The organism is Micromonospora sp. NPDC049201 (genome assembly GCF_055586805.1).
Genome location: NZ_JBVJHM010000007.1, coordinates 233,053 through 259,237 on the forward strand (window position 1 = coordinate 233,053; position 26,185 = coordinate 259,237).

27 protein-coding genes are annotated in these 26,185 nt (G+C 75.0%); 12 read left to right on the forward strand and 15 right to left on the reverse strand.

The features are described from left to right. Positions 1-62: 62 nt before the first annotated feature. On the reverse strand, positions 63-740 hold the full coding sequence (locus ACZ6O5_RS17115) for an HAD family hydrolase (protein ID WP_465978193.1): 678 nt from the start codon (positions 738-740) through the stop codon (positions 63-65). Between the two features lie 41 nt (positions 741-781). Continuing rightward, complete coding sequence (locus ACZ6O5_RS17120; RefSeq protein WP_465978195.1) at positions 782-2,878, reverse strand: ATP-binding SpoIIE family protein phosphatase; 2,097 nt, start codon at positions 2,876-2,878, stop codon at positions 782-784. Between the two features lie 201 nt (positions 2,879-3,079). Here ACZ6O5_RS17120 and ACZ6O5_RS17125 point away from each other — a divergent pair, with 201 nt between their 5' ends. Next, positions 3,080-3,940 carry a membrane protein gene (locus tag ACZ6O5_RS17125; protein WP_465978197.1) on the forward strand — a complete coding sequence of 287 codons (861 nt, stop codon included), beginning with the start codon at positions 3,080-3,082 and terminating at the stop codon, positions 3,938-3,940. A gap of 57 nt (positions 3,941-3,997) precedes the next feature. On the opposite strand, the gene ACZ6O5_RS17130 is transcribed toward ACZ6O5_RS17125, so the two are convergent. Further along, the gene (locus ACZ6O5_RS17130) at positions 3,998-4,360 is read right to left on the reverse strand and encodes a DUF6401 family natural product biosynthesis protein (RefSeq protein WP_396770893.1); all 363 of its coding nucleotides are present in this window, start codon (positions 4,358-4,360) and stop codon (positions 3,998-4,000) included. Positions 4,361-4,525: 165 nt separating this feature from the next. Here ACZ6O5_RS17130 and ACZ6O5_RS17135 point away from each other — a divergent pair, with 165 nt between their 5' ends. Further along, positions 4,526-4,972, forward strand: coding sequence for a hypothetical protein (locus tag ACZ6O5_RS17135; protein WP_465978199.1), 447 nt, complete (start codon positions 4,526-4,528; stop codon positions 4,970-4,972). Here ACZ6O5_RS17135 and ACZ6O5_RS17140 read toward each other — a convergent pair whose 3' ends face one another. The 5 genes from ACZ6O5_RS17140 to ACZ6O5_RS17160 all read right to left on the reverse strand — a co-directional run bounded on the left by ACZ6O5_RS17140 (position 4,973) and on the right by ACZ6O5_RS17160 (position 7,707). Continuing rightward, positions 4,973-5,188, reverse strand: coding sequence for a hypothetical protein (locus ACZ6O5_RS17140; protein WP_396770897.1), 216 nt, complete (start codon positions 5,186-5,188; stop codon positions 4,973-4,975). 159 nt (positions 5,189-5,347) lie between these two features. Continuing rightward, positions 5,348-5,608 carry a hypothetical protein gene (locus ACZ6O5_RS17145; protein WP_107160680.1) on the reverse strand — a complete coding sequence of 87 codons (261 nt, stop codon included), beginning with the start codon at positions 5,606-5,608 and terminating at the stop codon, positions 5,348-5,350. Between the two features lie 101 nt (positions 5,609-5,709). Continuing rightward, a complete protein-coding gene (locus ACZ6O5_RS17150; protein WP_396770899.1) occupies positions 5,710-6,171 on the reverse strand; it encodes an SRPBCC family protein in 462 nt (153 codons plus the stop codon). 55 nt (positions 6,172-6,226) lie between these two features. Next, the gene (locus tag ACZ6O5_RS17155) at positions 6,227-6,643 is read right to left on the reverse strand and encodes a DUF2795 domain-containing protein (protein WP_465978202.1); all 417 of its coding nucleotides are present in this window, start codon (positions 6,641-6,643) and stop codon (positions 6,227-6,229) included. Between the two features lie 86 nt (positions 6,644-6,729). Beyond that, entirely contained in the window at positions 6,730-7,707 is a 978-nt protein-coding gene (locus ACZ6O5_RS17160; protein WP_281939517.1) for a YihY/virulence factor BrkB family protein, read from the reverse strand. A gap of 144 nt (positions 7,708-7,851) precedes the next feature. On the opposite strand from ACZ6O5_RS17160, the gene ACZ6O5_RS17165 reads away from it, so the two are divergent. Further along, positions 7,852-8,256: a ChaB family protein gene (locus ACZ6O5_RS17165; protein ID WP_465978204.1), complete on the forward strand. Its 405-nt coding sequence runs from the start codon at positions 7,852-7,854 to the stop codon at positions 8,254-8,256. 62 nt (positions 8,257-8,318) lie between these two features. On the opposite strand, the gene ACZ6O5_RS17170 is transcribed toward ACZ6O5_RS17165, so the two are convergent. Next, positions 8,319-9,752, reverse strand: a complete 1,434-nt coding sequence (locus ACZ6O5_RS17170) for an aldehyde dehydrogenase family protein (RefSeq protein WP_465978206.1) — start codon at positions 9,750-9,752, stop codon at positions 8,319-8,321. Between the two features lie 70 nt (positions 9,753-9,822). Here ACZ6O5_RS17170 and ACZ6O5_RS17175 point away from each other — a divergent pair, with 70 nt between their 5' ends. Beyond that, positions 9,823-11,415 (forward strand): phytoene desaturase family protein, encoded by a 1,593-nt coding sequence (locus ACZ6O5_RS17175; protein WP_465978208.1) that lies wholly within the window; start codon positions 9,823-9,825, stop codon positions 11,413-11,415. Positions 11,416-11,533: 118 nt separating this feature from the next. Here ACZ6O5_RS17175 and ACZ6O5_RS17180 read toward each other — a convergent pair whose 3' ends face one another. Next, complete coding sequence (locus ACZ6O5_RS17180) at positions 11,534-12,301, reverse strand: polyprenol monophosphomannose synthase (protein ID WP_465978210.1); 768 nt, start codon at positions 12,299-12,301, stop codon at positions 11,534-11,536. A gap of 90 nt (positions 12,302-12,391) precedes the next feature. After that, positions 12,392-12,838 carry an SRPBCC family protein gene (locus ACZ6O5_RS17185; protein ID WP_465978212.1) on the reverse strand — a complete coding sequence of 149 codons (447 nt, stop codon included), beginning with the start codon at positions 12,836-12,838 and terminating at the stop codon, positions 12,392-12,394. A gap of 114 nt (positions 12,839-12,952) precedes the next feature. Here ACZ6O5_RS17185 and ACZ6O5_RS17190 point away from each other — a divergent pair, with 114 nt between their 5' ends. The 8 genes from ACZ6O5_RS17190 to ACZ6O5_RS17225 are packed head-to-tail and all read left to right on the forward strand — an operon-like array spanning position 12,953 to position 21,578. After that, positions 12,953-14,593, forward strand: coding sequence for an HAD-IIIA family hydrolase (locus ACZ6O5_RS17190; RefSeq protein ID WP_465978214.1), 1,641 nt, complete (start codon positions 12,953-12,955; stop codon positions 14,591-14,593). Continuing rightward, positions 14,590-15,564 carry a glycosyltransferase gene (locus ACZ6O5_RS17195; RefSeq protein ID WP_465978215.1) on the forward strand — a complete coding sequence of 325 codons (975 nt, stop codon included), beginning with the start codon at positions 14,590-14,592 and terminating at the stop codon, positions 15,562-15,564. The genes ACZ6O5_RS17190 and ACZ6O5_RS17195 overlap by 4 nt, the downstream gene beginning before the upstream one ends. Continuing rightward, on the forward strand, positions 15,549-16,766 hold the full coding sequence (locus tag ACZ6O5_RS17200; RefSeq protein ID WP_465978217.1) for a glycosyltransferase: 1,218 nt from the start codon (positions 15,549-15,551) through the stop codon (positions 16,764-16,766). The genes ACZ6O5_RS17195 and ACZ6O5_RS17200 overlap by 16 nt, the downstream gene beginning before the upstream one ends. Then, positions 16,766-17,440 (forward strand): D-sedoheptulose-7-phosphate isomerase, encoded by a 675-nt coding sequence (locus ACZ6O5_RS17205; RefSeq protein WP_465978219.1) that lies wholly within the window; start codon positions 16,766-16,768, stop codon positions 17,438-17,440. The genes ACZ6O5_RS17200 and ACZ6O5_RS17205 overlap by 1 nt, the downstream gene beginning before the upstream one ends. 11 nt (positions 17,441-17,451) lie before the next feature. Next, positions 17,452-18,942 (forward strand): PfkB family carbohydrate kinase, encoded by a 1,491-nt coding sequence (locus ACZ6O5_RS17210; RefSeq protein ID WP_465978220.1) that lies wholly within the window; start codon positions 17,452-17,454, stop codon positions 18,940-18,942. Then, on the forward strand, positions 18,939-19,646 hold the full coding sequence (locus ACZ6O5_RS17215; protein WP_357300461.1) for an SDR family oxidoreductase: 708 nt from the start codon (positions 18,939-18,941) through the stop codon (positions 19,644-19,646). Before ACZ6O5_RS17210 ends, ACZ6O5_RS17215 begins: the two co-directional genes overlap by 4 nt. Next, entirely contained in the window at positions 19,643-20,602 is a 960-nt protein-coding gene (locus tag ACZ6O5_RS17220; RefSeq protein WP_465978223.1) for a glycosyltransferase family 9 protein, read from the forward strand. Before ACZ6O5_RS17215 ends, ACZ6O5_RS17220 begins: the two co-directional genes overlap by 4 nt. Beyond that, positions 20,586-21,578, forward strand: coding sequence for a DNA topoisomerase IB (locus ACZ6O5_RS17225; protein WP_465978225.1), 993 nt, complete (start codon positions 20,586-20,588; stop codon positions 21,576-21,578). Before ACZ6O5_RS17220 ends, ACZ6O5_RS17225 begins: the two co-directional genes overlap by 17 nt. 175 nt (positions 21,579-21,753) lie before the next feature. Here the strand turns inward: ACZ6O5_RS17225 and ACZ6O5_RS17230 are convergent, their stop codons facing one another. The 4 genes from ACZ6O5_RS17230 to ACZ6O5_RS17245 all read right to left on the reverse strand — a co-directional run bounded on the left by ACZ6O5_RS17230 (position 21,754) and on the right by ACZ6O5_RS17245 (position 26,121). After that, positions 21,754-22,785 carry an AraC-like ligand-binding domain-containing protein gene (locus ACZ6O5_RS17230; RefSeq protein ID WP_465978227.1) on the reverse strand — a complete coding sequence of 344 codons (1,032 nt, stop codon included), beginning with the start codon at positions 22,783-22,785 and terminating at the stop codon, positions 21,754-21,756. Positions 22,786-22,921: 136 nt separating this feature from the next. Next, a complete protein-coding gene (locus tag ACZ6O5_RS17235) occupies positions 22,922-23,425 on the reverse strand; it encodes a hypothetical protein (RefSeq protein WP_357300455.1) in 504 nt (167 codons plus the stop codon). A gap of 63 nt (positions 23,426-23,488) precedes the next feature. Next, the gene (locus ACZ6O5_RS17240) at positions 23,489-25,120 is read right to left on the reverse strand and encodes a RecQ family ATP-dependent DNA helicase (RefSeq protein WP_281939546.1); all 1,632 of its coding nucleotides are present in this window, start codon (positions 25,118-25,120) and stop codon (positions 23,489-23,491) included. Positions 25,121-25,170: 50 nt separating this feature from the next. Continuing rightward, positions 25,171-26,121 (reverse strand): TIGR03557 family F420-dependent LLM class oxidoreductase, encoded by a 951-nt coding sequence (locus tag ACZ6O5_RS17245; protein WP_465978229.1) that lies wholly within the window; start codon positions 26,119-26,121, stop codon positions 25,171-25,173. Between the last annotated feature and the right edge of the window lie 64 nt (positions 26,122-26,185).

The window sequence follows — 26,185 nt, forward strand, 5'->3', positions numbered from 1 at the left end:
GTCAGCAGTGCCCCGAACCGGTGCCGGCTAAGCCTTTCGACGCAGTGGTGTTGACCGGTGGCTCAGCCGAGGGAACCGATCGCGCTGTCCGGCAGCTCGTGTAGCAACTCGGCGGGGTCCTCGTACACCGCCACCGCGCCGGCGCCCGCCAGCTCCGCCCGGCCGGTGCCGCCGCAGGTCAGGCCGATGCAGGGGATGTCCAGCTTGCCGGCCGCGGCGACGTCCCAGACCGAGTCGCCGACGAACACCACCCGCTCGGCGGCCAACCCCGACTGTTCCAGCGCGGCGGCCAGGATGTCGGGGGCGGGCTTGCTCTCCTTCGCGTCGGCCGAGGAGGTGACCGTGTCGATCACGTCGTCGGCGTCCAGCGCGGCGCGCAGCACGGCCACCTCGTGCTCGGCCGCCGAGGTGGCGAGCACCACCCGCAGGCCCCGGTCCGCGCAGGCGTGCAACAGCTCCCGGGCCCGGGGCAGCGGCGCGAGCCGCTCCCAGTACTCCGCGTAGAGCGCGTCGTGCGCGTCGCGCAGACGCCCGTCGGCGTCGGTGTCCCGTTCGGCGCCGAGCAGGTGGTCGAGGAGCTTGTCCGAGCCCATGCCGATGGACCGGTGGATCCGCGCCATCGGCACCCGGTGGTCGGCCTGGCGCAGTGCCTCCCACCAGCTCACCGCGTGCAGGTAGGTGGAGTCGATCAGGGTCCCGTCGACGTCGAAGAGGACGCCGTGGCGCGTGTCGTCGGTCATGGCGTGCCTCCTACCCGGGACGGACGCGGGCGACGCGCGGCTCACCCGGCCGGAATGAGGATCTCGAACCAGACCGTCGAGCCGCGTACGGTCGGGTCGGTGCCCCACGCGTCGCTCAGCTCCTCGATCAGGCCGAGCCCGCGGCCACGGCTGCTCAACGTGTCGGTCTGGGCGCGGGTGACCTGCCCCCGGGTGCCCGAGTCGGCGACCGACACCAGCAGCCGCTCGGCGCTCAGGTCGATCTCGACCCGGGCGGCGGTGCCGGCGTGCAGCAGCGCGTTGGTGGTCAGCTCGCTGGTGCAGAGCACCGCCGCGCCGACCACCGCCTCGGGCACCTGCCACTCGGTGAGCTGGGCGGTCAGCCAGTGCCGGACCCGGCTCGGCGCGGTCGGCTCGGCCGGCACCTCCATGCCGGCCGACCGGCTGGGCCGGACCGCGTGCTCCACCGCCAGCACGGCCACGTCGTCCTCGGTGGCGCCCGGCACGGCGGCGGTCGCGACCGCGCACAACGCCCGGGGGTCGCTGCCGCTCGCGGCGCTCACCGCCGCGCCCAGCCCGGCCAGCCCGGAAGCCAGGTCCTGCCAGCGTCGCTCCACCACGCCGTCGCTGTAGAGCAGCAGCGTGTCGCCGGGGCGGAACGGCACGGTGACCGTGCGCGGGACGCCACCGAGGCCCAGCGGTGGGCCGGGCGGCACCTCGACGAACTCCGCGGCCGGGCCGGCGTCCGTCCGGCCGCGCCGGATCAGCGGCGCGGGATGGCCGGCGCTGGCCAGCGTGACAAGCTCCCGGTCGGCGTCGACCACCCCGAACACGACGGTGACGAACAGCTCGTGCGTGCCGCCCTCGACGCCCAGGCTCGCCACCAGCCGGTCCAGACCGCCGAGCACCGCGTCCGGCCGGGGATCGGACAGGGCGAGCGCGCGCAGCGCGGCGCGGACCTGACCCATCCGGGCGGCGGCCTGCACGTCGTGCCCGGCCACGTCGCCCAGCACCACGCCGAGCGCGCCGGTGGGCAGCAGGAACGCGTCGTAGAAGTCGCCGCCGGCGGCGTTGCCGTCGACGCCCGGCTCGTAGCGGGCCGCGATGCGCAACCGGGGCAGGTCGGGCAGTTGCTCCGGCAGCATGCTGCGTTGCAGCAACTGGGCGGTGCCGTGCTGGGTCTCGAAGCGGCGGGCCCGCTCGGCGGCCTGGCCGATCAGCTCCGCGGACGCGGCGAGCAGCGCCCGTTCCGCCGGTGACCAGGGGCGTGGCGCCTGGTAGCCCACGGTGAGCGCGCCCCGGACCACGGTCGAGCGCAGCGGCAGCGCGGCGAGCGCCCGGATCTTCTCGTCGTGCCGGTCCACCGCGACGTCGCGCAACGGCTGCCCGTCGGCGGTGAACGAGGGCACGCCGCTGCGCGCGGTGACCACCGCCGGCATCGCCGCGTCGGCGCTCATCCGCCGCCACAACGGCGGCAGCCGCTCGTCGGCCTCGTCGAGCAGCTCGCCCCGGATACGGCGGACCAGCCGCCAGGTGGCGCCCTCGTCGACCACGAAGGAGACCCGGTCGGCGTCGAACGAGTGCAGGCAGTAGCGCAACGTCACCCGGGCCACGTCGTCCAGGGTGAGCGTGCCGGAGAGCGCCGCGGCGAAGTCGCTGAGGCTCTGCAACTGCCGGGTGAGCTGGGTGGTCTGCGCCGAGACGGTGAGCACGCCGACGATGCGGCCGGTGGAGTCCCGGACCGGGGAGTGACCGCGGGTGAACACCGCCGGCTCGGCCGGGCCGGCGCCCTGCCGGTCGGCCGGCAGCACCGCCTCGCGCTCCAGGAACGGCTCGCCCTGCCGGTAGACGCGCGCCAGCGCCTCGCCGGCGCCGGCCTCCCGCCACACCTCGGCGAACACCTCCGCCGCCGGCCGGCCCAGCGCGTCCGGGTGCCGGTCGCCGATCAACTCGGCGTAGCCGTCGTTGTAGAGCAGGACCAGGTCGTCGCCGAGGAGGAGGGCCATCGGTACCGGGGAGGACAGCACCACGTCCGCCACCGCGCGCACCGCCGGGTCCCAGCGCTCCGGAGCGCCCAACGGCGTACCGGCCCACGGGTGGGCGGCCGCTCCCGGAGTGGGGGCGGACGGCGTGGGAATCCGACCGACGGTGCCTGGCATGACCGCAGCCTAACCGGCGGGTGGCCGACGGGTTCCGATCATGCGGCCACCGTCGCCGCCGGTCACCGTCGGCGCGAACGTTAAGGGCAGGTCAGGGCCGGTTCGGCGGGTCATGTCGGGAAATTGCCCCGGTCCGGCCCGGCGTGCTGCCCAGAGCGACGGGTATGCGGGCGGCGCAGTTCACGCGACAGGAGGGACATCATGCCGAAAACCCTCGCGGTCGGCCAGGTCGACATCAGTGCGGCCTGGACCGACTTCTGGAGGTCGGTGCTGCTCTTCGTACCGAGGGCCATCGCGTTCATCGCGATCCTCGTGGTGGGTTGGCTCATCGCCCGAGCCGTACTCAAAATCGTGGACGCGGCACTGGAACGGGTCGGGTTCGACCGCGCCGTGGAACGCGGCGGGATCAAGCGCGCCCTGGAACGCACCAAGTACGACGCCAGCGACATCCTGGCCAGACTGGCCTACTACGCGGTCCTGTTGTTCACCCTGCAGTTCGCCTTCGGGGTGTGGGGACCCAACGCGATCAGCGACCTGATCCGCGGGGTGGTGTCCTGGCTGCCACGGGCCTTCGTGGCGATCGTCATCGTGGTGATCGCGGCCGCCATCGCCAACGCCGTCCGGCAGCTGGTGTCCGGGGCGCTCGGCGGGCTCTCGTACGGTCGGATCCTGGCCGACGTGGCGGCGTTCTTCATCCTGGCGCTCGGTGTCATCGCGGCGCTGAACCAGGTGGGCATCGCCACCACGGTGACCACGCCGGTGCTCGTCGCGTTCCTCGCCACGGTGGCGGGAATCCTGATCGTCGGTGTCGGCGGTGGTCTGATCAAGCCGATGCAGAACCGCTGGGACGGCTGGCTGGACCGGGTCTCGGAGGAGTCCCGGGCGTTCCAGCAGCAGCGGCAGGGGCAGCAGACCGGCCGCGGCGACTACGAGCGGCGGATGGCCGACCGGGGCGGACAGCCGGCCCCGACCGGACCGCAGTCGTCCATGTCGGGCGCGGGCACGTACCGCTCCGGCGAGCGGGGCGACGAGACGCAGCAGTTCCGTCGGCCGGGCGGCTGACGGCAGCACGGGTGACGGGGTGTCCGCGGGGCGATCGCGGACGCCCCGCGCCGTGTCTCAGGCCAGGTGGCGCGGGTCCAGCGCGCGGGCCAGCAGGCAGACCGCGAGCAGCCGGGTGAGCAGCCAGCCCGGCGCCGACCAGTCGACCGGCCCGACCGGCGGTGTCCAGCCGTGCTCGGACGCCGCCTCCCGCAGCCCTTCGGCGTACCCGGCGAGCGCCGCCACGGTCAGCGGTCGGCGGTCACCGTGCAGGCTGTCGCGTACCCCGGCGGCGTGCTGGTCGACCTCGGCGAGCAGCCCGGGGTTCAGCCGGGCCGCGGCCAGGCCGGCGGTGCCGACGGCGGCGGTGAGCGTGGTGAGGGTCGACCGTGCGGCCACCGCCGCGGACGGGGTCGCGACCCGGTTGTTCGGCACGCGCATGGGGACCGAGGCTAGCCCCGCGCGGACCGGGGCGGCCTCGGCCGACCGGACGATGCCCGGGCTCGTCCGGGCGACCCGACCGCCTCGTCCCCGGGGATTGAGCCGCCCGCGGCGGGGCAGAAGGGAACCACGCAGACGACGCAGCCGAGTCCGCGGAGGCACACGATGGGACAGCAGGTCGACGGACCGGACCGGGCGCACCGCCGGCCGGACGGGGTGAGTGACGCCACGGTCGAGGCGCTGGGCAAGCTCGGTGAGGCGCTGGAGTGCGTCGAGCGGGCCCGCGGCCACCTCTACGAGCTGCACCAGCTCATCGGCCACGCCGATCTGATGCTGGACGAGGCGGTGGAGCGGTTCCGCTCCGCCGGCCACCCGACCATCGCCGAGCGGATCGACCGGGACCTGCTCGGCCGCAACGTGATCGCGGGTCGGTGGACGTTCCAGATCGTCGAGGACTTCGACGACGGCTACCACGCGCTCTTCCGGGAGGTGGACCGGCAGGCCCGGGACGAACTGGTGGGCGGCCGGCGGCACCTCTACGAGGCGGAGATGAAGGAGCGACGCCGCAGCCGGGGGCGGCCGGGGCACGAGGCGCGCCCGGCCGAACGGTGATCAGTCGAAGGAGCGGGCCTGCGCCGGGCGGCGGCGCCGGGCGCCGTCGTCGGCGATGATCACGGTCGCGACCATCAAGGCGACCACCACGCTGAACAGCCAGGAGCTGTCGTCGCTGAACTTCGCCGCCACGGGAGCCTGGACGGCGGCGAGCAGGAAGCCCAGCCAGGCGAGGCGGCGCTGACGATTGGAGAGGAAAGCGGAGCCCTGATCCATTCCGAAATTCTTACGCGCCGGACCCGGAGTGCTGCCAGCCGTTCGGCCGATTCTGGATGCGCTGTCCGTTTTCCCGGCCGTCCGTACGATAATTCTTGTCGCTTCGGTCGATGCGCGTTCCCGGTTCCGGGCACTCGACGGTGCCCGGAACCGGGGTGCTCAGATGCTGTCCGGTCCGGTCCGGCCGGTGGTGGACGGCCGGTACGCCCGATCCGCGTCGGTCATCTCCCGGCGCTCGGCCTCCGCGCCGGCGCCCCGGTCCACCGCCTCCGGACCGTGGCCGAACGCGGCCTCCTCACCGGCGTCGTTCCCGGTGGCGTCGTCGGCCTGGCCGTCCAGCGTCGACCGGGCGATCGCCTGGTCCAGCTCGTGCAGGGGAGTGCGGTCCTCGTCGCGCCACTGGCGGTCGTTGTCGGTCATTCCCCTGCGGTACCCGGGCCGGATGATCGCAAACGGTCCACGGGCACGGCGATGGCCGCCGGCGGAGCCGGCGGCCATCGGGGTTCGTGCGGGGGAGACGCTCAGGGGGTGGGGCGGTCGACCGCGCCGCGCCAGGCGCCGGTCTCCTGACCGCGCCGCTCGATGAACTGCTTGAACCGCGCCAGGTCGCCCTTGGCCCGGCGGTCCACCACGCCCAGCTTGTCGCCGGCCTGCTCGACCACGCCGTGCGGCTCGAACTCCATCTGCAACGTGACCCGGGTGTGCCCCTCGTCGAGGCGGTGGAAGGTCACCACACCGGCCTGCTGGGTGCCGCCGGTGGACCGCCACGCCACCCGCTCGTCCGGGAGCTGCTCGGTGATCTCGGCGTCGAACTCACGCTTCACGCCGGCGATCTCCACGGTCCAGTGCGTCATCGTGTCGGAGAGCTGCCGGACCTCCTGCACGCCCTCCATGAAGTGCGGGAACTCCTCGAACTGGGTCCACTGGTCGTACGCGGTCCGGATCGGGACGTCCACATCCACGTGTTCCATTACGCCGCTCATGTCGGGGTTCCTCCTGTTCCGCCGGTGTGCTGTCGCGAACCGTGGGCCGGTCCGCTCACCAGCGCGTCGTCTCGTTCCTGTGCCCGAGTGCGGCCCACACCTCGGAAACCGTCTGGTAACGCGTGTCGTCCGGCAGGCCCTCCAGGGCGGCGACGATGTCCGCCGGCGCCTCGTTCTCCCGGGCGTTGGCCACCAGCGTGTCGCGGTCGCCGGGCAGCGCCGCCATGCCGATGAACCGACCGAGCCGGCTGCGCGCCTCCACGTCCGTGGAACTCATCCCCTGCGGGGAGCCGGTGCGCAGGTCGCCGGCCGGCGCCGTGGTGGCCTCCGGCTGGTCCTCGCCGGACGGCTCGGCCTGGCGGAACTCGTCGACCCGGGCACCACCCGTGCCCGGACCCTGGACCAGGCCGCTGACCTCGCTGCTCATCTGGTCGTCGACCCTGGGCGAGTGCTTGCTGCTGCCACGTTCCATGCCCTCAGTGATGCCCCGGGGGACCGCCGGTAAACCGGAGCCGGTCCGGCGGGCCGGTCATCCGGCCCGCAACCGGGCGTGCGGTGTCAGGAGTCGGCCGGCGCGCGGGGCGGCAGCACCGGCTCCGTCGGGTCCTCGACGCCGGCCTGTATCGCCCGGCCCCGCTGCAACTCCGCGTTTACCTGCACACCGAGCATCAGCGCGCAGTTCGACAGGTAGAGCCAGACCAGGAACGCGATCACCGCGCCGAGACTGCCGTAGGTGACGTCGTACGAGCCGAAGTTCGCCACGTAGAGGCCGAAACCGAAGGACGCCAGCACCCAGGCCAGCAGCGCCAGCCCGCCGCCCGGGGTGAGCCAGCGGAAGCGCGGCTGCCGCACGTTCGGCGCGATCCAGAACAGCAGCGACAGCAACGTCATCGCGACCAGCGCGAGCAGCGGCCACTTCGTCACCGACCAGGTGGTCCGGGCCAGGCCGCCGGCGTGCAGCCGGTCGCCCACCGCGTCGGTGACCGGGCCGCTGACGATCAGCCCGGTGGCCACCACCGCCAGCAGCAGCATGGTCACCGCCGCCATGCCGATCTGGAGCGGGCGGAGCCGGTAGAACGGCCGGCCCTCCTGGACCCCGTAGATCGCGTTGGAGGCCCGGGTGAACGCGCCGATGAAGCCGGACGCGGACCAGAGCGCGCCGAGCAGACCGAAGCTCAGCAGCGCCTTCGCCGGGCCCTGCTGCTCGACCACGGTGCGCACCACGCCGACGAACGCGTCGTTGCCGACGACCGAGCCGGCACCGATCTCCCGGGCCAGGTCGATCACGGTGTCCACCGTGCGCGGGCCGTCGGAGACCAGCCCGACCAGGGCCACCACCACGATCGTGGACGGAAAGAGCGCCAGCACCCCGTAGTAGGTGAGCGCGGCGGCCCAGTCGGCGCAGTTGTCCTTGACGAAGCCCTGGCCGCTGCGCATCAGCACGCCCCGCCAGGTGCGCCAGTCGAGCTGGCGCATCCGGCGGGGGAAGCGGGCGCGGGCCGCGCCGTCGACAGTGGGTGGTGTCGTCGCCGTCATGACCGCCTCCTCCACGCGCCGGGTGCGCCACCGGGGCGTGGCCGGGCGGTACCCCACGGTGGAAATCGACAAACCGTGCACCGGTTTGTCCCCCGGACCGGAGGGAACGACACCTGACACCCGATCGAGACGGAGGTGGACGAGATGCCCGGGCGCGAGGTGTTGCCCAGCACGTTGAGACGGTCCCCGGCCAAGGCGCAGCGGACCTGGGAGAAGACGCACGACTCGGCGGTCGAGACGTACGGCGAGGGGGAACGCGCGCACCGCGTCGCCTTCGCCGCGGTCAAACACGAGTACGAGAAGGTGGGCGACCACTGGGAGGCCAAGGGCCGCAAGGGGCCGAGCGACAAGCAGGCCGCCGGCGGCGGCCCGGCCCGGCGCGCGCCCACGGCCGGCGGGGTGGACGCCAACGCCACCAAGGACCACCTCATGTCGGTGGCGAAGAAGCTCGACGTGCGGGGCCGCTCCCGGATGACCAAGCCGGAGCTGGTGAAGGCGATCGAGAAGGCGAACAACACCGCCACCCGTAAGGCCCGCGGCGGTCGCTGACCCGCCAGGGGTACGACGAGGGAGCCCGGGACCGCGCGGTCCCGGGCCCGTCGTGCGGGTGCTCACCAGTGGCCGCCGCCCGGCGCCTCCAGGTGGACCACCTTCACGGTGCTGAACTCGTCGAGCAGCTCCGGGCCGTACCCGAAGCCCTGGCCGCTGCCCCGGCGCGGCTGGGCGGCCCCGCCCGGCGCGCCACCGAACACGGCGTTGACCTTGACGGTGCCCACCGGCAGCTCCCGCCAGGCCCGCTGCGCGTGGCTCATCGAGCCGGTCAGCACGGTGGCCGCCAGCCCGTACGGCGAGTCGGCCGCGCACCGCAGTCCCTCGTCGAACGAGTCGACCACCACCACCGGCGCGACCGGGCCGAACGTCTCCTCGCGCACCAGCGCCATCTCGTGCCGGCAGCCGTCCACCACCGTGGCCGGGTAGAACGCGCCCGGCCCGTCCGGCGCCGCGCCCCCGGTGCGGATCCGGGCGCCCTGCGCCACCGCGGCGGTGACCTGCCCGTGTACGTGGTCCCGGTGCCGCCGGTCGACGAGCGGGCCGAGCCGGGTCCCCGGGTCGCGGCCGGGGCCCACGACGAGCGCCTCGGCGCGGGCCACCAACGCGTCGACGAACTCCGCCGCGACGTCGCGGTGCACGTAGACGCGTTCCACCGCGACGCAGATCTGCCCGGCGTTGGCGAAGCAGCCCAGCGCCGCCTGCTCGGCCGCCCAGACCGGGTCGACGTCGGCGTCCACCAGCAGCGGGTCGCTGCCGCCGTTCTCCAGCAGCACCTTGGCGCCGGTCCGCGCGCCCGCGGCGGCGATCGCCCGGCCGGCGGCGGTCGAGCCCACGTGGGCCACCACGTCCAGCTCCTGCCCGGCCAGCGTCGCGCCCACCTCGCCGCCGCCGGTCAGCAACGACAGCACGCCGGCCGGCAACGCCGAGTCCAGCGCCCGGGCCAGCAGCCAGCCGGTGCCCGGGGTGCGTTCGCTCGGCTTGAACACCACCACGTTGCCGGTCACCAGCGCCGCGCCGAGCAGGCCGCAGGAGACCGCCACCGGATCGTTCCACGGCGTGATCGCGGCGACCACGCCGCGCGGTTCCGGGGCCATGAAGTCCACCGCCGCGTGGCCGCCGTGCAGCGTCCGGCCGCCCCGCAGCGGGGCCAGCTCGGCGTACTGCCGGAGCGTGCCGACGCCCGCCGCCACGCCGCCGCGGGCGTCGTCGAGCGGCTTGCCCATCTCCGCAGTGGTCGCCTCGGCCAGCTCGTCGGCCGCCGCCTCGACCGCGTCCGCGGCCCGGTGCAGCGCGGCGGCCCGCTCGGCCGGGGCGGTCGCCGCCCACTCCGCCGCCGCGCCCCGGGCCGCCTCCACCGCCTTGGCCACCTCGTCCACGCCGGCCACCGGCGCCCGGGTCACCGGCGTCCCGTCGGCCGGGTCGTGGACGACCAGCTCGCCGCCCTCGCCCCCGGCGCCCCACACCCCACCTATGAGCTGCGCAACCGTGTACATGCCCGTGGTTGCCCCGGTCCGGGCCGGACAAACGCGTTTTGCCCGGTCACCGGCCGGGTAGGCGGATCGGATGACTTCCACCGCCGACGCCGTCGTCATCGGGGCCGGGCACAACGGGTTGGTGGCGGCCAACCTCCTGGCCGACGCGGGCTGGGACGTGCTGGTCCTGGAGGCCACCGAGGCGCCCGGCGGCGCGGTGCGTTCCGCGCACGTGACCGCCCCGGGCTACCTCAGCGACCTGTACAGCTCCTTCTACCCGCTCGGCTTCGCCTCCCCGGTGCTGCGCGGGCTGGACCTGGACCGCCACGGCCTGTCCTGGACCAACGCGCCCGACGTGCTGGCGCACCTGCTCCCCGACGGGCGGGCCGCGGTGGTCAACCGCGACCTGGACACCACCGCCGCGTCGCTGGAGGCGTTCGCCCCCGGCGACGGGGAGCGCTGGCGGCACGCGTACACCGACTGGCTCCAGGTGGCGGAGCCGATGCTGGACGCCATCACCAGCCCGTTCCCACCGGTCCGCGGCGGGGTGGGCCTGCTGCGCCGGCTGCGGGTCGCCGGGGCGCTGCGGCTGGCCCGCCGGCTCGTGCTGCCGGTGCGCAAGCTCGGCGCGGAACTCTTCCAGGGCGAGGGCGGGCCGGCGCTGCTGGCCGGCTGCGCGCTGCACACCGACCTGTCCCCGGAGGAGGCCGGCTCCGGCGTGTACGGCTGGCTGCTCGCCATGCTCGGCCAGCAGGTCGGCTGGCCGGTGCCGGTGGGCGGCGCGCAGCGGATCACCGACGCGCTGGTGGCCCGGCTGGTGGCGCGCGGCGGCCGGATCGAGTACGACGCCCGGGTCGAGCGGGTGCTCACCGCCCGGGGCCGCGCCATGGGGGCGCGGACCGCGGACGGGGCGGACTGGCGGGCGCGCCGCGCCGTGCTCGCCGACGTCCCCGCCCCGGCGCTCTACCTGGACCTGGTCGGCGCGGCGGCGCTGCCGCCCCGGCTGGTCGAGGACCTGGCGCACTTCAAGTGGGACGGCTCCACGCTCAAGGTCGACTGGGCGCTGTCGGCACCGGTGCCGTGGCGGAACCGGGACGTCGCCGGCGCCGGCACCGTGCACCTCGGCGCGGACCTGGACGGCCTCACCACGTACGCCGCGGCACTGGCCCGGGGCGAGGTCCCGACGGATCCGTTCCTGCTGGTCGGGCAGATGACGGTGGCCGACCCGAGCCACTCGCCGCCGGGCACCGAGTCGCTGTGGTCCTACACCCACCTCCCGTTCCGCCGGAACTGGCGGGCCGAGGAGATCGCCGGGCACGTGGAGCGGATGGAGGAGGTGCTGGAGGCCGCCGCGCCGGGCTTCCGCGCGTCCGTCGTCGGGCGGCACGTGGCCGGTCCGGCCGATCTGGAGGCGGCCGAGCCGAGCCTGGTGGGCGGCGCGTTGGGCGGCGGCACCGCGGCCGCGTACCAGCAGCTCTTCCTGCGACCGATCCCGGGACTCGGCCGGGCGGACACCCCGGTGGACCGGCTCTACCTGGCCAGTGCCTCGGCCCACCCGGGCGGCGGGGTGCACGGTGCGCCGGGCGCGAACGCCGCCCGCGCCGCGCTGGCCCGCGACCGCGCGTTCACCGGCCAGGTGTACGCCCGAACGATCGCCGCCGCCCACCGCACCCTCTACCCCTGACGCCCCGCGCCCCCCACCCCGCCCCTGTAGCGCGCAGATTCACGGAACGAGTGCCCATCGCGGTCCGGATAGGCACTCTTTCCGTGAATCTGCCGGGAGAAGAGGGAGGGGGGAGGGGTCAGGAGCCGATGTCGCGGTGACGGGTGCGCAGCTTGAAGGGCATCAGCGCGCTCTCGATCTTGGTGGCCGTGGTCATCTTCGAGTCGCCCTCGCGACGCTCCTCGAAGCGGATCGGCACCTCCAGGATGGTGTGACCCAGCTTCGTGGCGAGGTAGTGCATCTCCACCTGGAAGCTGTAACCGTTGGACTGCACCCGGTCCAGCCCGATGGCGCGCAACGCGTCGGCCCGCCAGATCTTGAAGCCGGCGGTCAGGTCGCGGATCCGCACCCGCAGCAGCGTGTGCACGTAGAGGTTGGCCCAGCCGCTGAGGGCGCGGCGGTAGAGCGGCCAGTTCTCGTCCAGCTCACCACCGGGCACGTAGCGGGAGCCGATGACCACGGACGCCTGGGTGGAGAGCAGCGCGCCGAGCATGCCGGGCAGCGCCTCCGGCGGGTGCGACATGTCCGCGTCCATCTGGGCGACGTACTCCGCGCCGTCGTCGATCGCGCGGCCGATGCCGTCCACGTACGCCCGGCCGAGGCCCTCCTTGCCGGGGCGGTGCACCACCAGCACCCGGTCCGGGTGCTCGATGGCCAGCTTGTCGGCGACCTCGCCGGTGCCGTCGGGGGAGTTGTCGTCCGCGACGAGCACCTTCAACCCGGGCAGCGGCAGCGCGAGGAGGCGCTCGACCAGCACCGGGAGGTTGCCCGCCTCGTTGTAGGTCGGAACGACGACGGTCAGGCGCGCGTCCGCCCACGGGGAGGGCAAGTGCACGGGTTCGATCATCACGGACTTCCTCGGTCGGCCGACAGGTTCACCTCAGAGGGTAGCCAGTCCGCTTTCCGGCGTCCGCACAGACGCCCCGCGATCGACCGCTCACCGCTCCGACTTCTGCCGCGTCGCGATGTCGGAGAGCCGGGCCAGCGTCTCCCGGTTCCGTAGATGCAGCACAAGGTCGTTCAGCTTGGTCCGGACCCACCGCAGCGGTCCGGCCGCGAAGTCCTCGCCGAGGATGACCCGGGTCCGGCCGTCGTCCAACGGCTCCAGGACGAACGCCACGACCGCCTCGCCGGCCGGCCAGAGCCCGGCGCGCAGCACCAGCCGGTGCGGCGCCTGACACTCCAGCACGGTGGACTTGTCCTGGAGGGAGAACGGCCACGGGCCGGCCCGGTGGTGCAACCGGCTGCCCACCCGGGGCCAGGTGTCGTCCACGTCCCGCACGTGGGCGGTGCCCACCACCCAGTCGCTGTACGTCCAGCCGTCGGCCAGCACCTCGAAGACCCGGTCCGGGGACGCATCGATCACTTTTTCCACAACCGCCACGAGTGTCCGGTACCCCGGGCCGGCCGTCGCTAACGGCAGCCGGGTTAGCTTCTCGGAGGCGGCGGGTAACCGGGGCTGACGTTTACTCCTCGGGGGGTCGGGAACCCGCCGCCCGTGCGACGGGACCACGAGCGGGATCAGTGCAGGTCAGCCCGGGTTTACCCGGGTGCTGACCGGCTCCCGTCCGGCCTGTACGAGGCGGTGCTGCTGGACCGCGACGGCACGCTGGTGGAGGACGTGCCGTACAACGGTGACCCGGAGAAGGTCCGGCCGGTGCCGGGCGCCCGGGAGGCGCTGGACCGGCTGCGCACGGCCGGCCTGCGGCTGGCCGTGGTCACCAACCAGTCCGGCCTGGCCCGGGGCTGTTTCACGGCGCACGACTTGCACCGGGTCAACGCCCGGGTCGAGGAGCTGCTCGGCCCGTTCGACAGCTGGCAGATCTGCCCGCACGCGGAGCCGGACCGGTGCGGCTGCCGCAAGCCGGCGCCGGGGCTGGTGCACGCCGCCGCGCGTGCGCTCGGCACCACGGCGAGCCGGTGCGTGCTGATCGGGGACATCGGCGCCGACATGGCCGCCGCCGCGGCGGCCGGCGCCGCCGGCGTCCTGGTGCCGACGCCCGCCACCCGGGCCGCCGAGGTGGCCGCCGCGCCCACCGTCGCCGCCGACCTGCCGGACGCGGTGGACACCGTGCTGACCCGGATGCGGCTGGTGGCCGCGCCGGCGCCCGAGGTTCGGCGTCGCGCCGGCACCGTGCTGGTGGTCCGCAGCGACGCGGCCGGGGACGTGCTGGTCACCGGTCCCGGCATCCGGGCGGTCGCGGCCGGCGCCCGCCGGGTGGTGCTGCTCTGCGGCCCCCGCGGTCGGGCCGCCGCCGAGCTCCTGCCCGGCGTCGACGAGATCGTCGAATGGCCGTTGCCCTGGATCGACGCCCCCGCCCCACCGGTCGACCCCACCGCCATCCGCGCGCTCACCGACCGGCTCGCCGCCGTGCGCGCCGACGAGGCGGTCGTCTTCACCAGCTTCCACCAGTCCCCGCTGCCCCTGGCCCTGCTGCTGCGCCTGGCCGGCGTGCCCCGGATCAGCGCCGTCAGCGACGACTACCCCGGCGCCCTGCTCGACGTGCGCCACCGCGTCCCGGTCGGCGTGCCCGAACCCGAACGCGCGCTCTCCCTCGCCGCCGCGGCCGGCTACCCGCTGCCCGAGGATGACGAACCCGCGCTGCGCCTGCGCACGGACCGGTTGCCGCCCGTCCCGGCGGCGGCCGGAGCGCCCGGCTACGTGGTGCTGCACCCGGGCTCCTCGGTGGAGACCCGGGCCTGCCCGGTCGAGCTGGCCACCCGGGTGGTCCGGGTGCTCGGCGCCGCCGGCCACCGGGTGGTGGTCACCGGCGGGCCGGACGAGCGGGAGCTGACCGCGCGGGTGGCCGCCGCCGGCGGCGTCGACCTGGGTGGTCGGACCGGGCTGGCCGGGCTGGCCGCCGTGATCGCCCGGGCCGCCGCGCTGGTGGTGGGCAACACCGGTCCGGCGCACCTGGCCGCCGCGCTGGGCGTGCCGGTGGTCAGCCTGTTCGCCCCCACCGTCCCGTTCGGCCAGTGGGGACCGTACCGGGTTCCGACCGTCCGCCTCGGCGACGCGGGCGCGGCCTGCCGGGACACCCGCGCCACCACCTGCCCGGTCCCCGGCCACCCCTGCCTCTCCGCGGTCGAGCCGGGCCGGGTGCTGGAGGCGCTGCGGCTGCTCGGGGTGGCCGGATGAACATCCTGCTGTGGCACGTGCACGGGTCCTGGACCACCTCGTTCGTGCACGGCAAGCACCGCTACCTCATCCCGGTCAACCCGGCACGCGACGCCTACGGACTCGGCCGGGCGCGCACCTACCCCTGGCCCGACAGCGCGGTCGAGGTCACCGCGGAGCAGCTCCGCACCACCGACGTCGACGTGGTCGTCCTGCAACGCCCCGAGGAACTCGACCTGGCCGCCCGGTGGCTCGGCCGCCGGCCCGGCCGCGACCTGCCGGCCGTCTACGTCGAACACAACACCCCCAAGGGGGACGTGCCGAACACCCGCCACCCGATGGCCGACCGCGACGACCTGCTGCTCACCCACGTCACCGGATTCAACGAACTGTTCTGGGACAACGGCGCCACCCGCACCACCGTGGTGGAACACGGCGTCGTCGCACCCGCCGTCGAATGGACCGGCGAACTCGACCGCCTCGCCGTGGTGATCAACGAACCGGTACGCCGCTGGCGGGTCACCGGCACCGACCTGCTCGCCCGGTTCGCCGCGGTCGCCCCGCTGGACGTCTACGGTATGCGGGTGGCCGGGCTCGCCGCCCACCTCGGGCTGCCCGAGGACCGCCTGACCAGCCACGACGACGTGCCGCAGCACGCCATGCACGCCGAGCTGGCCAAGCGTCGCGCCTACCTGCACCTGTGCCGCTGGACCTCGCTCGGCCTCAGCCTGATCGAGGCCATGACCATCGGCATGCCGGTGGTCGCGCTGGCCACCACCGAGGCCGTCGAGGCGGTACCGCCGGACGCCGGAGTGCTCTCCACCCGGGTCGACGTGCTGCTCGACGCCGCCCGGGGCCTGCTGGACGACCCGGCGGCGGCCCGCCGGGCGGGAGCCACGGCCCGGGCCGCCGCCCGCGACCGCTACGGCCTGGAGCGTTTCCTCGCCGACTGGGACCGGCTGCTGGAGGAGGAAGTATGCGCATCGCGATGATCTCCGAACACGCCAGCCCGCTCGCCGTCCTCGGCGGGGAGGACGCCGGCGGCCAGAACACGCACGTCGCCGAACTCTCCGCCGCGCTGGCGGCAGCCGGACACGACGTCCGCGTGCACACCCGCCGCGACGCGGTGGACCTGCCGGTGACCGTGGCCGCCCCGGACGGGTACGAGGTGGTGCACGTGCCCGCCGGCCCGGCCGAGCCGGTGGCCAAGGACGACCTGCTGCCGTACATGCCGGCGTTCTCCGACTGGCTGACGGACCGGTGGCGCACCGAGGACTGGCAGCCCGAGGTGGTGCACGCGCACTTCTGGATGAGCGGGCTGGCCGGGCTCGCGGCGGCCCGGCGCACCGGCGTGCCGATCGTGCAGACGTACCACGCGCTCGGCACCGTCAAACGCCGCCACCAGGGCGCCCAGGACACCAGCCCGCCGGGCCGCGTCGACCACGAACGGGAGTTGGGCCGCGCGGTGGACCGGGTGGTCGCCCAGTGCCAGGACGAGGTCGCCGAACTGGTGCGGCTCGGGGTGCCGCGGTCCCGGATGACCGTCGTCCCGTCGGGGGTGAACCTGTCCACCTTCGACCCGCTGGGCCCGGTCGCCGACGCCGACGGCGGCCGGGCCCGCATCCTCACCGTCGGACGGCTGGTCGAGCGCAAGGGCTTCCAGGACGTCATCCGCGCCACCGCGCTGGTGCCGGACGCCGAGTGCGTGGTGGTCGGCGGGCCGCCCGCCGGGCTGCTGGAGACCGACCCGTACGCGATGCGGTTGCGGGCGCTGGCCCGGTCGCTCGGCATCGCCGACCGGGTACGTCTGGTCGGCGCCGTGCCGCGGGAGGAGATGGGCCGCTGGTACCGGTCCGCCGACGTGCTGGTGGCCGCCCCCTGGTACGAGCCGTTCGGGCTCACCCCGCTGGAGGCGATGGCCTGCGGCGTACCGGTGATCGGCACCGCGGTCGGCGGGCTGATCGACACGGTGGTGCCCGGCCGCACCGGCGACCTGGTGCCGGCCCGCGACCCGGCGGCGCTCGGCGCGGCGATCCGCGGCCTGCTGGGGGACCGGATCCGCCGCTTCGCCTACGCCACGGCGGCGCTGGAACGGGCCCGGACCCGCTACTCGTGGGCCACCGCGGCCGAGCGCCTCGGCGCGCTGTACGGCGAGGTGGCCGGCGTGCGTCGACCCACCCGGGTGGTCGCCTGATGACGGCCGCCCCGACGGCCGGCGCGACGGTGCTGGCGGACCACCTGACCCGGCTGGCCGGCGCGTTGCCGCCGCTGCGCGAGGCGGAACACCTGCTCGCCCGCTGGGGCGGGGAGCTGGCGCACCGCCTCGCCGCGGGCGGCCGGTTGCTGGTGGCCGGCAACGGCGGCAGCGCCGCCGAGGCCCAACACCTCACCGCCGAACTCGTCGGCAAGCTCCGCCACGACCGTCAGCCCCTGTCCGCGATCGCCCTGCACGCCGAGACCAGCGCCCTCACCGCCATCGCCAACGACTACGGCTACGACGAAGCCTTCGCCCGCCAGGTCCGCGCCCACGGCCGACCCGACGACCACCTCCTCCTGCTCTCCACCAGCGGCACCAGCACCAACCTCCTGACCGCCGCCCACGCCGCCCACGACACCGGCCTGCGCTGCTGGGCCTTCACCGGACCCGCCCCCAACCCCCTCGCCGACCTCTGCCACGAGCGGCTGGCGGTCGACTCACCGGACGCCCAGGTGGTGCAGGAACTGCACCTGGTGGCCGTGCACGTGCTCTGCGAGTACGTCGACCGGGCGTTGCCGGCGGCGCTGGCCGCCCGGACCCCGGCCGGTCCGGTGCGCACCGGCGTCGAGGTGGTGCTCGGCGACCCGGCTCCGGAGGTGCAGGCCCGATGAGGAGGTCGAGCATGGCGGGACCCGTGGTGGTGCTCGGTGACACGCTGCTGGACCGGGACGTCGAGGGGGCGGTGAACCGGCTCTGCCCGGACTCCCCGGTGCCGGTGCTCGACGAGACCGCGTCCGTCGACCGCCCCGGCGGGGCCGGCCTGGCCGCCGTGTTCGCGGCCGCGCTGGGCGCCGAGGTCGCGCTGGTCACCGCCGTCGCCGACGACGCCGGCGGGGCCCGGCTGGGCACCCTGCTCGCCGCCGCCGGGGTGCAGCTCTACGCGCTTCCGCTGGCCGGGGCCACGCCGGAGAAGGTCCGGCTGCGGGCGCGCGGGCGGGTGCTGCTGCGCCACGACCGGGGCGGGTCGGCCGGGGTGCCGGGGGAGCCGGGCGAGGCCGTGCGGCGGCTGCTCGCCGGCGCGTCCGCGGTGCTGGTCAGCGACTACGGCCGGGGCGTCGCCGGGCAGCCCGCGTTGCGGGCCGCGCTGGCCGCCACCCGGGCGCCGGTGGTGTGGGACCCGCACCCGCGCGGCCCGGCGGCCGTGCCCGGGGTGCACCTGGCCACCCCGAACGAGCCGGAGGCCCGGGACCTGGCCAAGACGCCGCCGGGCGGGTCACGGCTGGCGAACGCGTCCCGGAGCGCGCAGGCGTTGCGCCGGCGTTGGCAGGCCGGCGCGGTCGCGGTCACGTTGGGCGGGGACGGCGCGTTGCTCTGCCACGCCGGCTCCACCCCGCTGGTGGTTCCGGCGCCGCCCGCCGAGGGGGACACCTGCGGCGCGGGGGACCGGTTCGCCGCCGCGGCCACGCTGGCGCTGGCCCGGGGGGCGCTGGTGTCCGAGGCGGTGCAGGAGGCGGTCGCCGAGGCGTCCGCGTACGTGGCCGGCGGGGGCGTGACCACGGCGTTGCCGGCGCCGGTCCGGGCGGTCGCCCCGACGGCGGTCGCCGCCGGCGGGGACCGGATCGGCGCGGTCGCCGCCGGCGAGGTGCTGGCCCGGGTACGCGCCGCCGGCGGCACCGTGGTGGCCACCGGCGGCTGCTTCGACCTGCTGCACGCCGGGCACGTGGCGACGCTCCAGGCGGCCCGGCAGCTCGGCGACTGCCTGGTGGTCTGCCTCAACTCCGACGCGAGCGTGGCCGGGCTCAAGGGGCCGGAGCGCCCGGTGGTGCCGCAGGGCGACCGCAGCCGGCTGCTCGCGGCGCTCGGCTGCGTCGACGCGGTGCTGGTCTTCGACGAGCCGACCCCGCACGCGGCGCTGTCCTGGGTGCGTCCGGACATCTGGGTCAAGGGCGGTGACTACGCCAGCGGCGGGGGCGCGGAGACGCTGCCGGAGTCGGCGATCCTGGCCCGCTGGGGCGGCCACACGGTGGTGGTGCCGTACCTGGCCGGGCGGTCCACCACCGACATGATCGCCGCGGCCCGCGCCGGCCGCGGCAGCACCGGCTGGCCGGCCGGCCCGGTCGCGGAGACCGGTCCGGAGCCGGTCGTCCGGTCCACGGCGAAGGGAGCACGATGAACGCGCCTCGCAACCGGCCCGGTGCCGGGCCGACCGTGCTGGTCACCGGCGGGTCCAGTGGCCTCGGCGCGGCGGTGGTCGCGGCCGTGGCCGGCGCCGGCGGCCGGCCGCTCGTGCTGGACCGGCAGCGCCCCGCCGACGGGGTGCCGTGGGTCGAGTGCGACCTGGCCGACACCCGGGCCGCCGAGGCCGCCACCCGGGACCTCGCGGAACGCTCCGGCGGCCTGGACGCCGTGGTCACCGCCGCCGGCCTGGACGTGCCCGGGAAGCTGGCCGACGTGCCGGCGGAGACCTGGGAACGGATCGTCACGGTGGATCTGCTCGCCACCGCTGCGGTGATCCGGGCCGCGCTGCCCTTCCTGGAGGAGTCCCGGGGCACCATCGTCACGGTCGCCTCCACGCTCGGCGTCAAGGCGGTCGGCGACGCGACCGCGTACTGCGCGGCGAAGTTCGGGGTGGTCGGGTTCACCCGGGCGCTCGCCGCCGAACTGGCCGGCGCGGTCGGGGTGACGCTGCTGATCCCCGGCGGCATGCGCACCGCGTTCTTCGACGAGCGCGACGAGCAGTACCGGCCCGGGCCGGACGCCGTGCTCAACGAGCCGGCCGACACCGCCGCCGCGGTGCTGTTCGCGCTCTCCCAGCCCGCCGGCTGCGCGGTCCGCGAACTGGTGGTCTGCGCCGAGCGGGAGTCGTCGTACCCGTGATCCTGGTGCTGCGCGCGCTCGGGGTCGGTGACCTGGCCACCGCGGTCCCGGCGCTGCGCGGCCTGCGCGCCGGGCTGCCCGGCCGGGAGGTGGTGCTGGCGGCCCCGGCCTGGTTGGCGCCGCTGGCGGCGCTGACCGGGGCGGTGGACCGGGTGCTGCCCACCACGGGACCGGACCGGATCCGGTGGACCGGGCCGCCGCCCGAGGTGGCGGTGAACCTGCACGGTCGGGGACCGGAGTCGCACCGGGCACTGGCCGCCGTCCGGCCGGGCCGGCTGCTCGCCTTCCGGAACCCGCCGGCCGGCCACCTCGACGGCCCGGCCTGGGACGCCGACGAGCACGAGGTGCGTCGCTGGTGCCGGCTGCTGCACGCGTACGGCCTGCCGGCGGACGCCGGGGACCTGGCGCTGCGGCGGCCGGCCGCGGTCGGCGTACCGGCCGGGGTGACGGTGCTGCACCCGGGCAGCAAGGTCCCGGCGAAGCGCTGGCCGGCGGACCGCTTCGCGGGGCTGGCGCGGGCGCTGACCACGGCCGGCCACCGGGTGGTGCTCACCGGTTCGGCCGACGAGCGGGCGCTGGCCGCCCGGGTGGCCCGTGACGCCGGCCTGCCGCCGACGGCGGTGCTGGCCGGGCGGACCGGCCTGACCGAGCTGGCCGCGCTGGTGGCCGCCGCCCGCGTGGTGGTGAGCGGCGACACCGGCGTGGCGCACCTCGCCACCGGATACCGCACCGCCTCGGTGGTGCTGTTCGGCCCGGTGCCGGCGGCCCGCTGGGGTCCACCGCCGGACCGCCGCCGGCACCTGGTGCTCGGTCGCGTCGAGGCCGCCGGATCCGACCCGGATTCGACCGGTTCCGGCGGGGTAGGAACGCATCCGACATTGGATGCCATCGGGATCGACGAGGTGGTGGCGGCGGTGGCCGAGGTGGAACGGGTCTCCGGTGCGGTTGCGGCGTAGCGACCCGGGCCGGCCGGGGTACGCCCGGCGGCGGCGCGGCAAGGGCTGGCTCTTCCTGGACGTGAAGGGCGAACCGGTGCGCGACGCCGACGTGCTGGCCCGCCTGCGCGAGCTGGTGGTCCCGCCCGCCTGGCGGGACGTGTGGCTCTCGCCGCACCCGAACGGGCACATCCAGGCCACCGGCATCGACGCGGCCGGCCGCAAGCAGTACCTCTACCACCCGCAGTGGCGGCGCAAGCGGGACGAGGCGAAGTTCGACCACGTGCTGGAGGTGGCCCACCGGCTGCCGGCGCTGCGGGACCGGGTCGCGCACGACCTGGCGCTGCGTGGGCTTCGGCGGGAGCGGGTGCTGGCCACCGTGGCCCGGCTGCTCGACATGGGCGCGTTCCGGGTGGGCAGCGACCAGTACGCGACCGGCGACGACCCCACGTTCGGCGTGGCGACGCTGCGACCGGAGCACGCCCGCTCCCGTGGCGGGTGCGTGGTGTTCGAGTTCCCGGCCAAGGGCGGCATCGACCAGGTCCGCCGCGTCGAGGACGCGGAGCTCTGCCAGGTGCTGCTCAACCTGCGCCGGCGGCGTCGCGCCCAGGAGCGGCTGTTCGGCTACTGGGACGGTCGCGCGTGGCGCGATGTGCGCAGCGACGAGGTGAACGACTACCTGCGCGACGCGAGCGGTGGGGAGATGACCGCGAAGGACTTCCGCACCTGGCACGCTACCGTGCTGGCCGCCGCCGAGCTGGCCTCGGTGGGCCCGCAGCGGTCCGTCACCGCGCGCCGCCGGGCGGTGACGGAGGTGATGCGCTCGGTCGCCGAGCTGCTCGGCAACACGCCGACGGTGGCCCGCACGTCGTACGTGGACCCGCGCGTGGTCGACCTGTACCACGACGGGGTGCTGGCGCCGGTACAGCCGGAGATGCCGCGCGAGGCGGTGGAGAAGTCGGTGCTGGCGCTGCTGGAGGAGGAGGCGGCCGACTGATCCCCCGACCGGCCCCGTCGGTCCTGGGGGGAAAACGACGGGGCCGGAACCCGGGTGCCGTCCGATGCGGCGCGAGGGGTCACCGGGCGGCCGCCCGCGGCTGGACTGCCGCGGGCGCCACGCCACGGCCCCCCGTTACCAGCGGGTCGTCACCGTCGCCGGTGCCGGCCCGGGTTCATTGTGTCCGGGTCGAGTTGACTTCGGATGCCGTGCTGTTGACGATCCGTGCCTGTTCGAGGTGACGCGTCCGGAACGCCTGCGGTGTCTCCGCCTGGGTGGCCCGGAAGGCGCGGCTGAAGTGGGCCTTGTCCCGGAACCCCCAGCGGCCGGCGATGACCTGGATCGACCGGTCGGCCAGCGCCGGGTCGGCGAGGTCGCGCCGGCACCGGGCCAGCCGCTCGTCCCGGATGTACGCCGCGACGGTGGTCTCCTCGTCCTCGAAGATCCGGTGCAGGGACCGCACCGACAGGTGGTGGGCGTCGGCGATCGTGCCGGGGCCCAGCGTCACGTCGCCGAGGTGCTGCCGGACGTACGCGTGCACCTGGGCGAGCAGCGCGCGGCGCCGGACCTCGGTCGGCACCGCCTCCTCGGAGACCAGGTGGCGACCGAGCAGCGTGGCGGTCAGGTCGAGCGCGACGCCGCCCAGCCGGTCCGCGTCGACCGCGTGGTACTGGTCCGGATGGCTGGTGATCCGGATGAGGTAGTCGGCCAGCAGGGCGCCGATCCCCTCGGCGCCGGACATCCGGCTGGCGAACAGCGGGGTGAGCCGGCGGTGCGGCAGCGGCAGCGCGTCGTACGGGATGAGCGCCACGATCGACGCGGCGGACCGGTCGTCGGCGCCGTCGACGTGGTGGGTGAGTTCCTGGGGCCGGGCACAGTCGTAGAAGGTGAGGTCGCCGGGCGGACAGATGCCCCGCTGCCCGTCCTGGTCGGCGATGCCGGTGCCGTTGAGCGTCAGCGCCAGCAGGTAGCAGTCGGCGTCGGAGCGGCTGATCAGCTTGCGGGTCCGGATCCCGTGCAGTGGCGGGTAGCGGTGCCGGATGAGCTGGATCGGCCCCAGTTCGAGGAACTCGGCCCGCGCCTCGAAGTTGTCGGCGTGCTCGGTGCGGATCCGCATCAGCGTGGGCGTCCGGGCGAGCATCTCCAACCAGAGCCCGAAACGGTCGGCGGCGGGTATCTGCGCCGTGTCGAAGATCTGCGGTTGCATCGGTGTGTCCATGAACGACCCCCGTGGTCTGTCGACATCCCTCCACAAACACGACGCCCCACGGGGCCGAAATGCGGCACCCGTGGGGCGTGACGTCCGTCATTGACGAACGTGGAAGCCTCTGTTAACTCTACGTTCAGTCGTTGAGCACGTGGGAGAGTCGGTCCCGGAACCGGCGCTCGGAGTCGCTCACCACGTCCCCGCCGATGCCCAGGATGCCGCCGGTGGAGGCGGCGCCCACCACCTGCTCGGCGATCTCCACCAGCCAGTGCCGGTACGCTCCGGCCTGCCCCTCGTCCACCTTGCCGGTGAGCAGGGCGGAGGCCTGGCCGGCCCGGGTGAGCACGTCCTCGATCATCGCGGTCGGGTCGTCCGGCGTGATGACCGGCAGCTCCGCGCCGGTCTCCGGGTCGCCGACCCGGGAGACGATCTCGCCGGCCACGGCGGCCACCAGCGGGCTGGCCGACTCCCGGCCGGCGGCGATGGTCTCCAGCCCGGCGGCGTTCTCGGCCATGGTGCGCCGGGTGCCGTCGGACTCGGCGGCCGCCGCCGCGGTGAGCACCGACTGCGGCAACCCCACCAGCAGCCCCCACTCCTCGTCCGAGACGCCGAACCGGGTGTACGCCGGCTGCTCGATCACGATCAGGTTCCTTTCGCCGCGGTCGTCGTTGTCGACGGGCACCGTCGCGGTGCCCGGATCAGGCTAGTCCAGCTCCAGCAGGCCCTGTTCGGACACCACGCGCACGGACAGCGTCTTGTAGCCCACCTCGTCGAAGAGCACCGTCATCCGGCCCTCCTCGTAGCTGAGCACCAGGCCCGACCCCCACTCGGCGTGGCGGACCTGACTGTGCACCGGGAACGGCCCGACCGCGCCGTCGTTGGCCACGCTGGTGCCGGCGTGGCAGTTGTCGCAGTGGCCGCAGACCTCGCTCATCTGCTCACCGAAGTACGCCAGCAGCGCCTGCCCGCGGCAGCCGGTGGTCTCGGCGAACGCGCGCATCATGTCGGTCCGCGACCGGGTCACGGTCTGCTGCCGTTCGGCCTCGGCGCGCGCGGCCCGGCCGGCCTCGGCGGCGTCCGGCGCGTAGCGGGGCACCCCGACGCGTTGCCGGGCGCGGGGCTCGGCGGCGCCGATCTGCTCCAGCAGGGAGAGGTACTGGCCGAGCTTGCGCGGGCCCAGCCCGGTCAGCTCACGCAGTTCCTTGCGGGTGCGGGCCTTGCTCCGCAGCACCGCGGCCAGGTCGGACAGTTCCTTCTCGTCGGGCAGCCCGCCGCTGAAGTAGCGCTGGAGGCCGACGTCCTCGGAGCGCCACAGCAGCAGCACCCGGGACGGGGAGCCGTCCCGGCCGGCGCGGCCGATCTCCTGGAAGTAGCTGTCCGGCGAGTCGGGCAGCGCCATGTGCACCACCCAGGCGATGTTCGGCTTGTCGATGCCCATGCCGAATGCCGAGGTGGCCACCATGATGGGCACCCGGTCGGCGAGGAACGCCTCGTGCAGCTCGTGCCGCGCCGCGGTGGGCATGCCGCCGTGGTAGAACTCGGACGGGAAGCCCGCCTTGGTCAGTCGCTCGGCCAGTTCCTCGGCCGCGCGCCGGGTCGGCACGTAGATGATGCCGGGCCGCTCGTCGTCGCGCAGCAGCGCGACCAGCCGCCGCCAGCGGTAGTCCTCGGTCGGGCAGTGGGCCACCTCGAGGAACAGGTTCGGCCGGTCCAGCCCGGAGACCACCACCTCGGGCTCGCGCAGCCGCAGCCGGGCGATGATGTCGTCGCGCACCGGGGGCGAGGCGGTGGCGGTCAGCGCCACCACCGGCGGCCGGCCGAGCCCGTCGATCAGGTGGCCGAGCGCGAGGTAGTCCGGCCGGAAGTCGTGGCCCCAGGACGAGATGCAGTGCGCCTCGTCGATCGCCACCAGCGCCGGGGACAGCGAGCGGACCTCGGCCAGCCGGTCCGGGTTGCTCAGCGCCTCGGGCGTGATGAACAGGAACTCGGCCCGGCCGGCCCGGACGTCCTCGATCGCCTCGGCCTGCTGCGCGGCGCTCTCGTCCGAGCTGATCCGGACCGCGCGCAGCTCGGGCCGTTGCCGCTCGTTGAGCGCGGCGATCTGGTCCTGCTGGAGCGCGAGCAGCGGGGAGATGACCACGGTCGGGCCGGGGATCAGGCTGGCCGGGATCTGGTAGATCGCCGACTTGCCGGCGCCGGTGGGGAGCACCACCAGGGCGTCGTGGCGCTGCATGACGGCGCGCATGGCGGCCAGCTGGTTGGGCCGCAACGCGGTCCAGCCGAACAGGTTCTTCGCCGCGCGGCGCAGAGTGGTGGCGTGCCTGGTCAGTTTCATCAAGCGCCTCAGCTACCCCCGGACTCCGACCCCGAAACCGGCTGCCCTGATCACCGCAGTCGGGGCAGCACGTCGCGCTGGTAGAGGTCGAACAGGCCCTGCCAGTGCGGGCCGGTGTTGGCCACGTAGACCTCGTCGAACCCGGCCTTGGCGTACCTGTCGATCATCTCCAGGTGGGCGTCGGCGTCCGCGCCGCAGACGAACGCCTCCCGCACCTGCTCCGGACGGACCAGCTCGGCGGCCTGCTCGAAGTGGCGCGGCGAGGGGAGCACCTGGGACAGCTCGCCGGGCACGCCCGCGTTGGGCCAGCGCTCGTACGCGATCCGGGCGCCCTCGTCGGCGGTGTCGGCGTACGCGGCCTTGAAGCCGCCCTGGCACGGCTTGTCGCCGCCGCCGGCGTCGCGGAACCGGCGCACCATCTCGGCGTCGGGCATCATGCTGACGTACCCGTCGCCGATCCGGGCGGCCAGCTCGATCGCCTTCGGCCCGAAACCGGAGACGTAGATCGACGGCGGCGTCTCCGGGCGGGTGTAGATCCGGGCGTGCTCCACGGTGTAGTGCCTGCCGCGGTGGTTGACGAAGTCGCCGCGCCACAGCTCGCGGATCACCTCGACCGCCTCCGCCAGCATCTCCAGCCGCACGTCGGTCTGCGGCCAGGCGTCGCCGAGGATGTGCTCGTTCAGCGCCTCCCCGGTGCCCACTCCGAGCACGAAGCGCCCCTCGTGCAGCACCGCGCTGGTGGCCGCCGCCTGCGCGACGACCGCCGGGTGGATGCGCACGGTGGGGCAGGTGACGGCGGTGGTCACCGACAGCCGGCAGACCTGGCTGAGCGCGCCGATGGTGGACCAGACGAACGGGCTCTGGCCCTGTGCGTCGACCCACGGATGGTAGTGGTCGGAGATCCACAGTGCCTCGAAGCCGGCCTGCTCGGCGCCGCGCGCCTGGGCCAGCAGCTCGGCCGGGGTGTACTCCTCACTGGACAGGAAGTAACCGATCTTCATGCGCCTCACCCTCCGCCGTGTCGGGACACCGACACCCCTACCCCGGCGGCCCCTGTCGAACCGG

Coding starts and splice junctions, on each gene's coding strand:
- ACZ6O5_RS17115 (WP_465978193.1), bottom strand. CDS start 740: ATGACCGACGACACGCGCCACGGCGTCCTCTTCGACGTCGACGGGACC.
- ACZ6O5_RS17120 (WP_465978195.1), bottom strand. CDS start 2,878: ATGCCAGGCACCGTCGGTCGGATTCCCACGCCGTCCGCCCCCACTCCG.
- ACZ6O5_RS17125 (WP_465978197.1), top strand. CDS start 3,080: ATGCCGAAAACCCTCGCGGTCGGCCAGGTCGACATCAGTGCGGCCTGG.
- ACZ6O5_RS17130 (WP_396770893.1), bottom strand. CDS start 4,360: ATGCGCGTGCCGAACAACCGGGTCGCGACCCCGTCCGCGGCGGTGGCC.
- ACZ6O5_RS17135 (WP_465978199.1), top strand. CDS start 4,526: ATGGGACAGCAGGTCGACGGACCGGACCGGGCGCACCGCCGGCCGGAC.
- ACZ6O5_RS17140 (WP_396770897.1), bottom strand. CDS start 5,188: ATGGATCAGGGCTCCGCTTTCCTCTCCAATCGTCAGCGCCGCCTCGCC.
- ACZ6O5_RS17145 (WP_107160680.1), bottom strand. CDS start 5,608: ATGACCGACAACGACCGCCAGTGGCGCGACGAGGACCGCACTCCCCTG.
- ACZ6O5_RS17150 (WP_396770899.1), bottom strand. CDS start 6,171: ATGAGCGGCGTAATGGAACACGTGGATGTGGACGTCCCGATCCGGACC.
- ACZ6O5_RS17155 (WP_465978202.1), bottom strand. CDS start 6,643: ATGGAACGTGGCAGCAGCAAGCACTCGCCCAGGGTCGACGACCAGATG.
- ACZ6O5_RS17160 (WP_281939517.1), bottom strand. CDS start 7,707: ATGACGGCGACGACACCACCCACTGTCGACGGCGCGGCCCGCGCCCGC.
- ACZ6O5_RS17165 (WP_465978204.1), top strand. CDS start 7,852: ATGCCCGGGCGCGAGGTGTTGCCCAGCACGTTGAGACGGTCCCCGGCC.
- ACZ6O5_RS17170 (WP_465978206.1), bottom strand. CDS start 9,752: ATGTACACGGTTGCGCAGCTCATAGGTGGGGTGTGGGGCGCCGGGGGC.
- ACZ6O5_RS17175 (WP_465978208.1), top strand. CDS start 9,823: ATGACTTCCACCGCCGACGCCGTCGTCATCGGGGCCGGGCACAACGGG.
- ACZ6O5_RS17180 (WP_465978210.1), bottom strand. CDS start 12,301: ATGATCGAACCCGTGCACTTGCCCTCCCCGTGGGCGGACGCGCGCCTG.
- ACZ6O5_RS17195 (WP_465978215.1), top strand. CDS start 14,590: ATGAACATCCTGCTGTGGCACGTGCACGGGTCCTGGACCACCTCGTTC.
- ACZ6O5_RS17200 (WP_465978217.1), top strand. CDS start 15,549: ATGCGCATCGCGATGATCTCCGAACACGCCAGCCCGCTCGCCGTCCTC.
- ACZ6O5_RS17205 (WP_465978219.1), top strand. CDS start 16,766: ATGACGGCCGCCCCGACGGCCGGCGCGACGGTGCTGGCGGACCACCTG.
- ACZ6O5_RS17210 (WP_465978220.1), top strand. CDS start 17,452: ATGGCGGGACCCGTGGTGGTGCTCGGTGACACGCTGCTGGACCGGGAC.
- ACZ6O5_RS17215 (WP_357300461.1), top strand. CDS start 18,939: ATGAACGCGCCTCGCAACCGGCCCGGTGCCGGGCCGACCGTGCTGGTC.
- ACZ6O5_RS17230 (WP_465978227.1), bottom strand. CDS start 22,785: ATGCAACCGCAGATCTTCGACACGGCGCAGATACCCGCCGCCGACCGT.
- ACZ6O5_RS17240 (WP_281939546.1), bottom strand. CDS start 25,120: ATGAAACTGACCAGGCACGCCACCACTCTGCGCCGCGCGGCGAAGAAC.
- ACZ6O5_RS17245 (WP_465978229.1), bottom strand. CDS start 26,121: ATGAAGATCGGTTACTTCCTGTCCAGTGAGGAGTACACCCCGGCCGAG.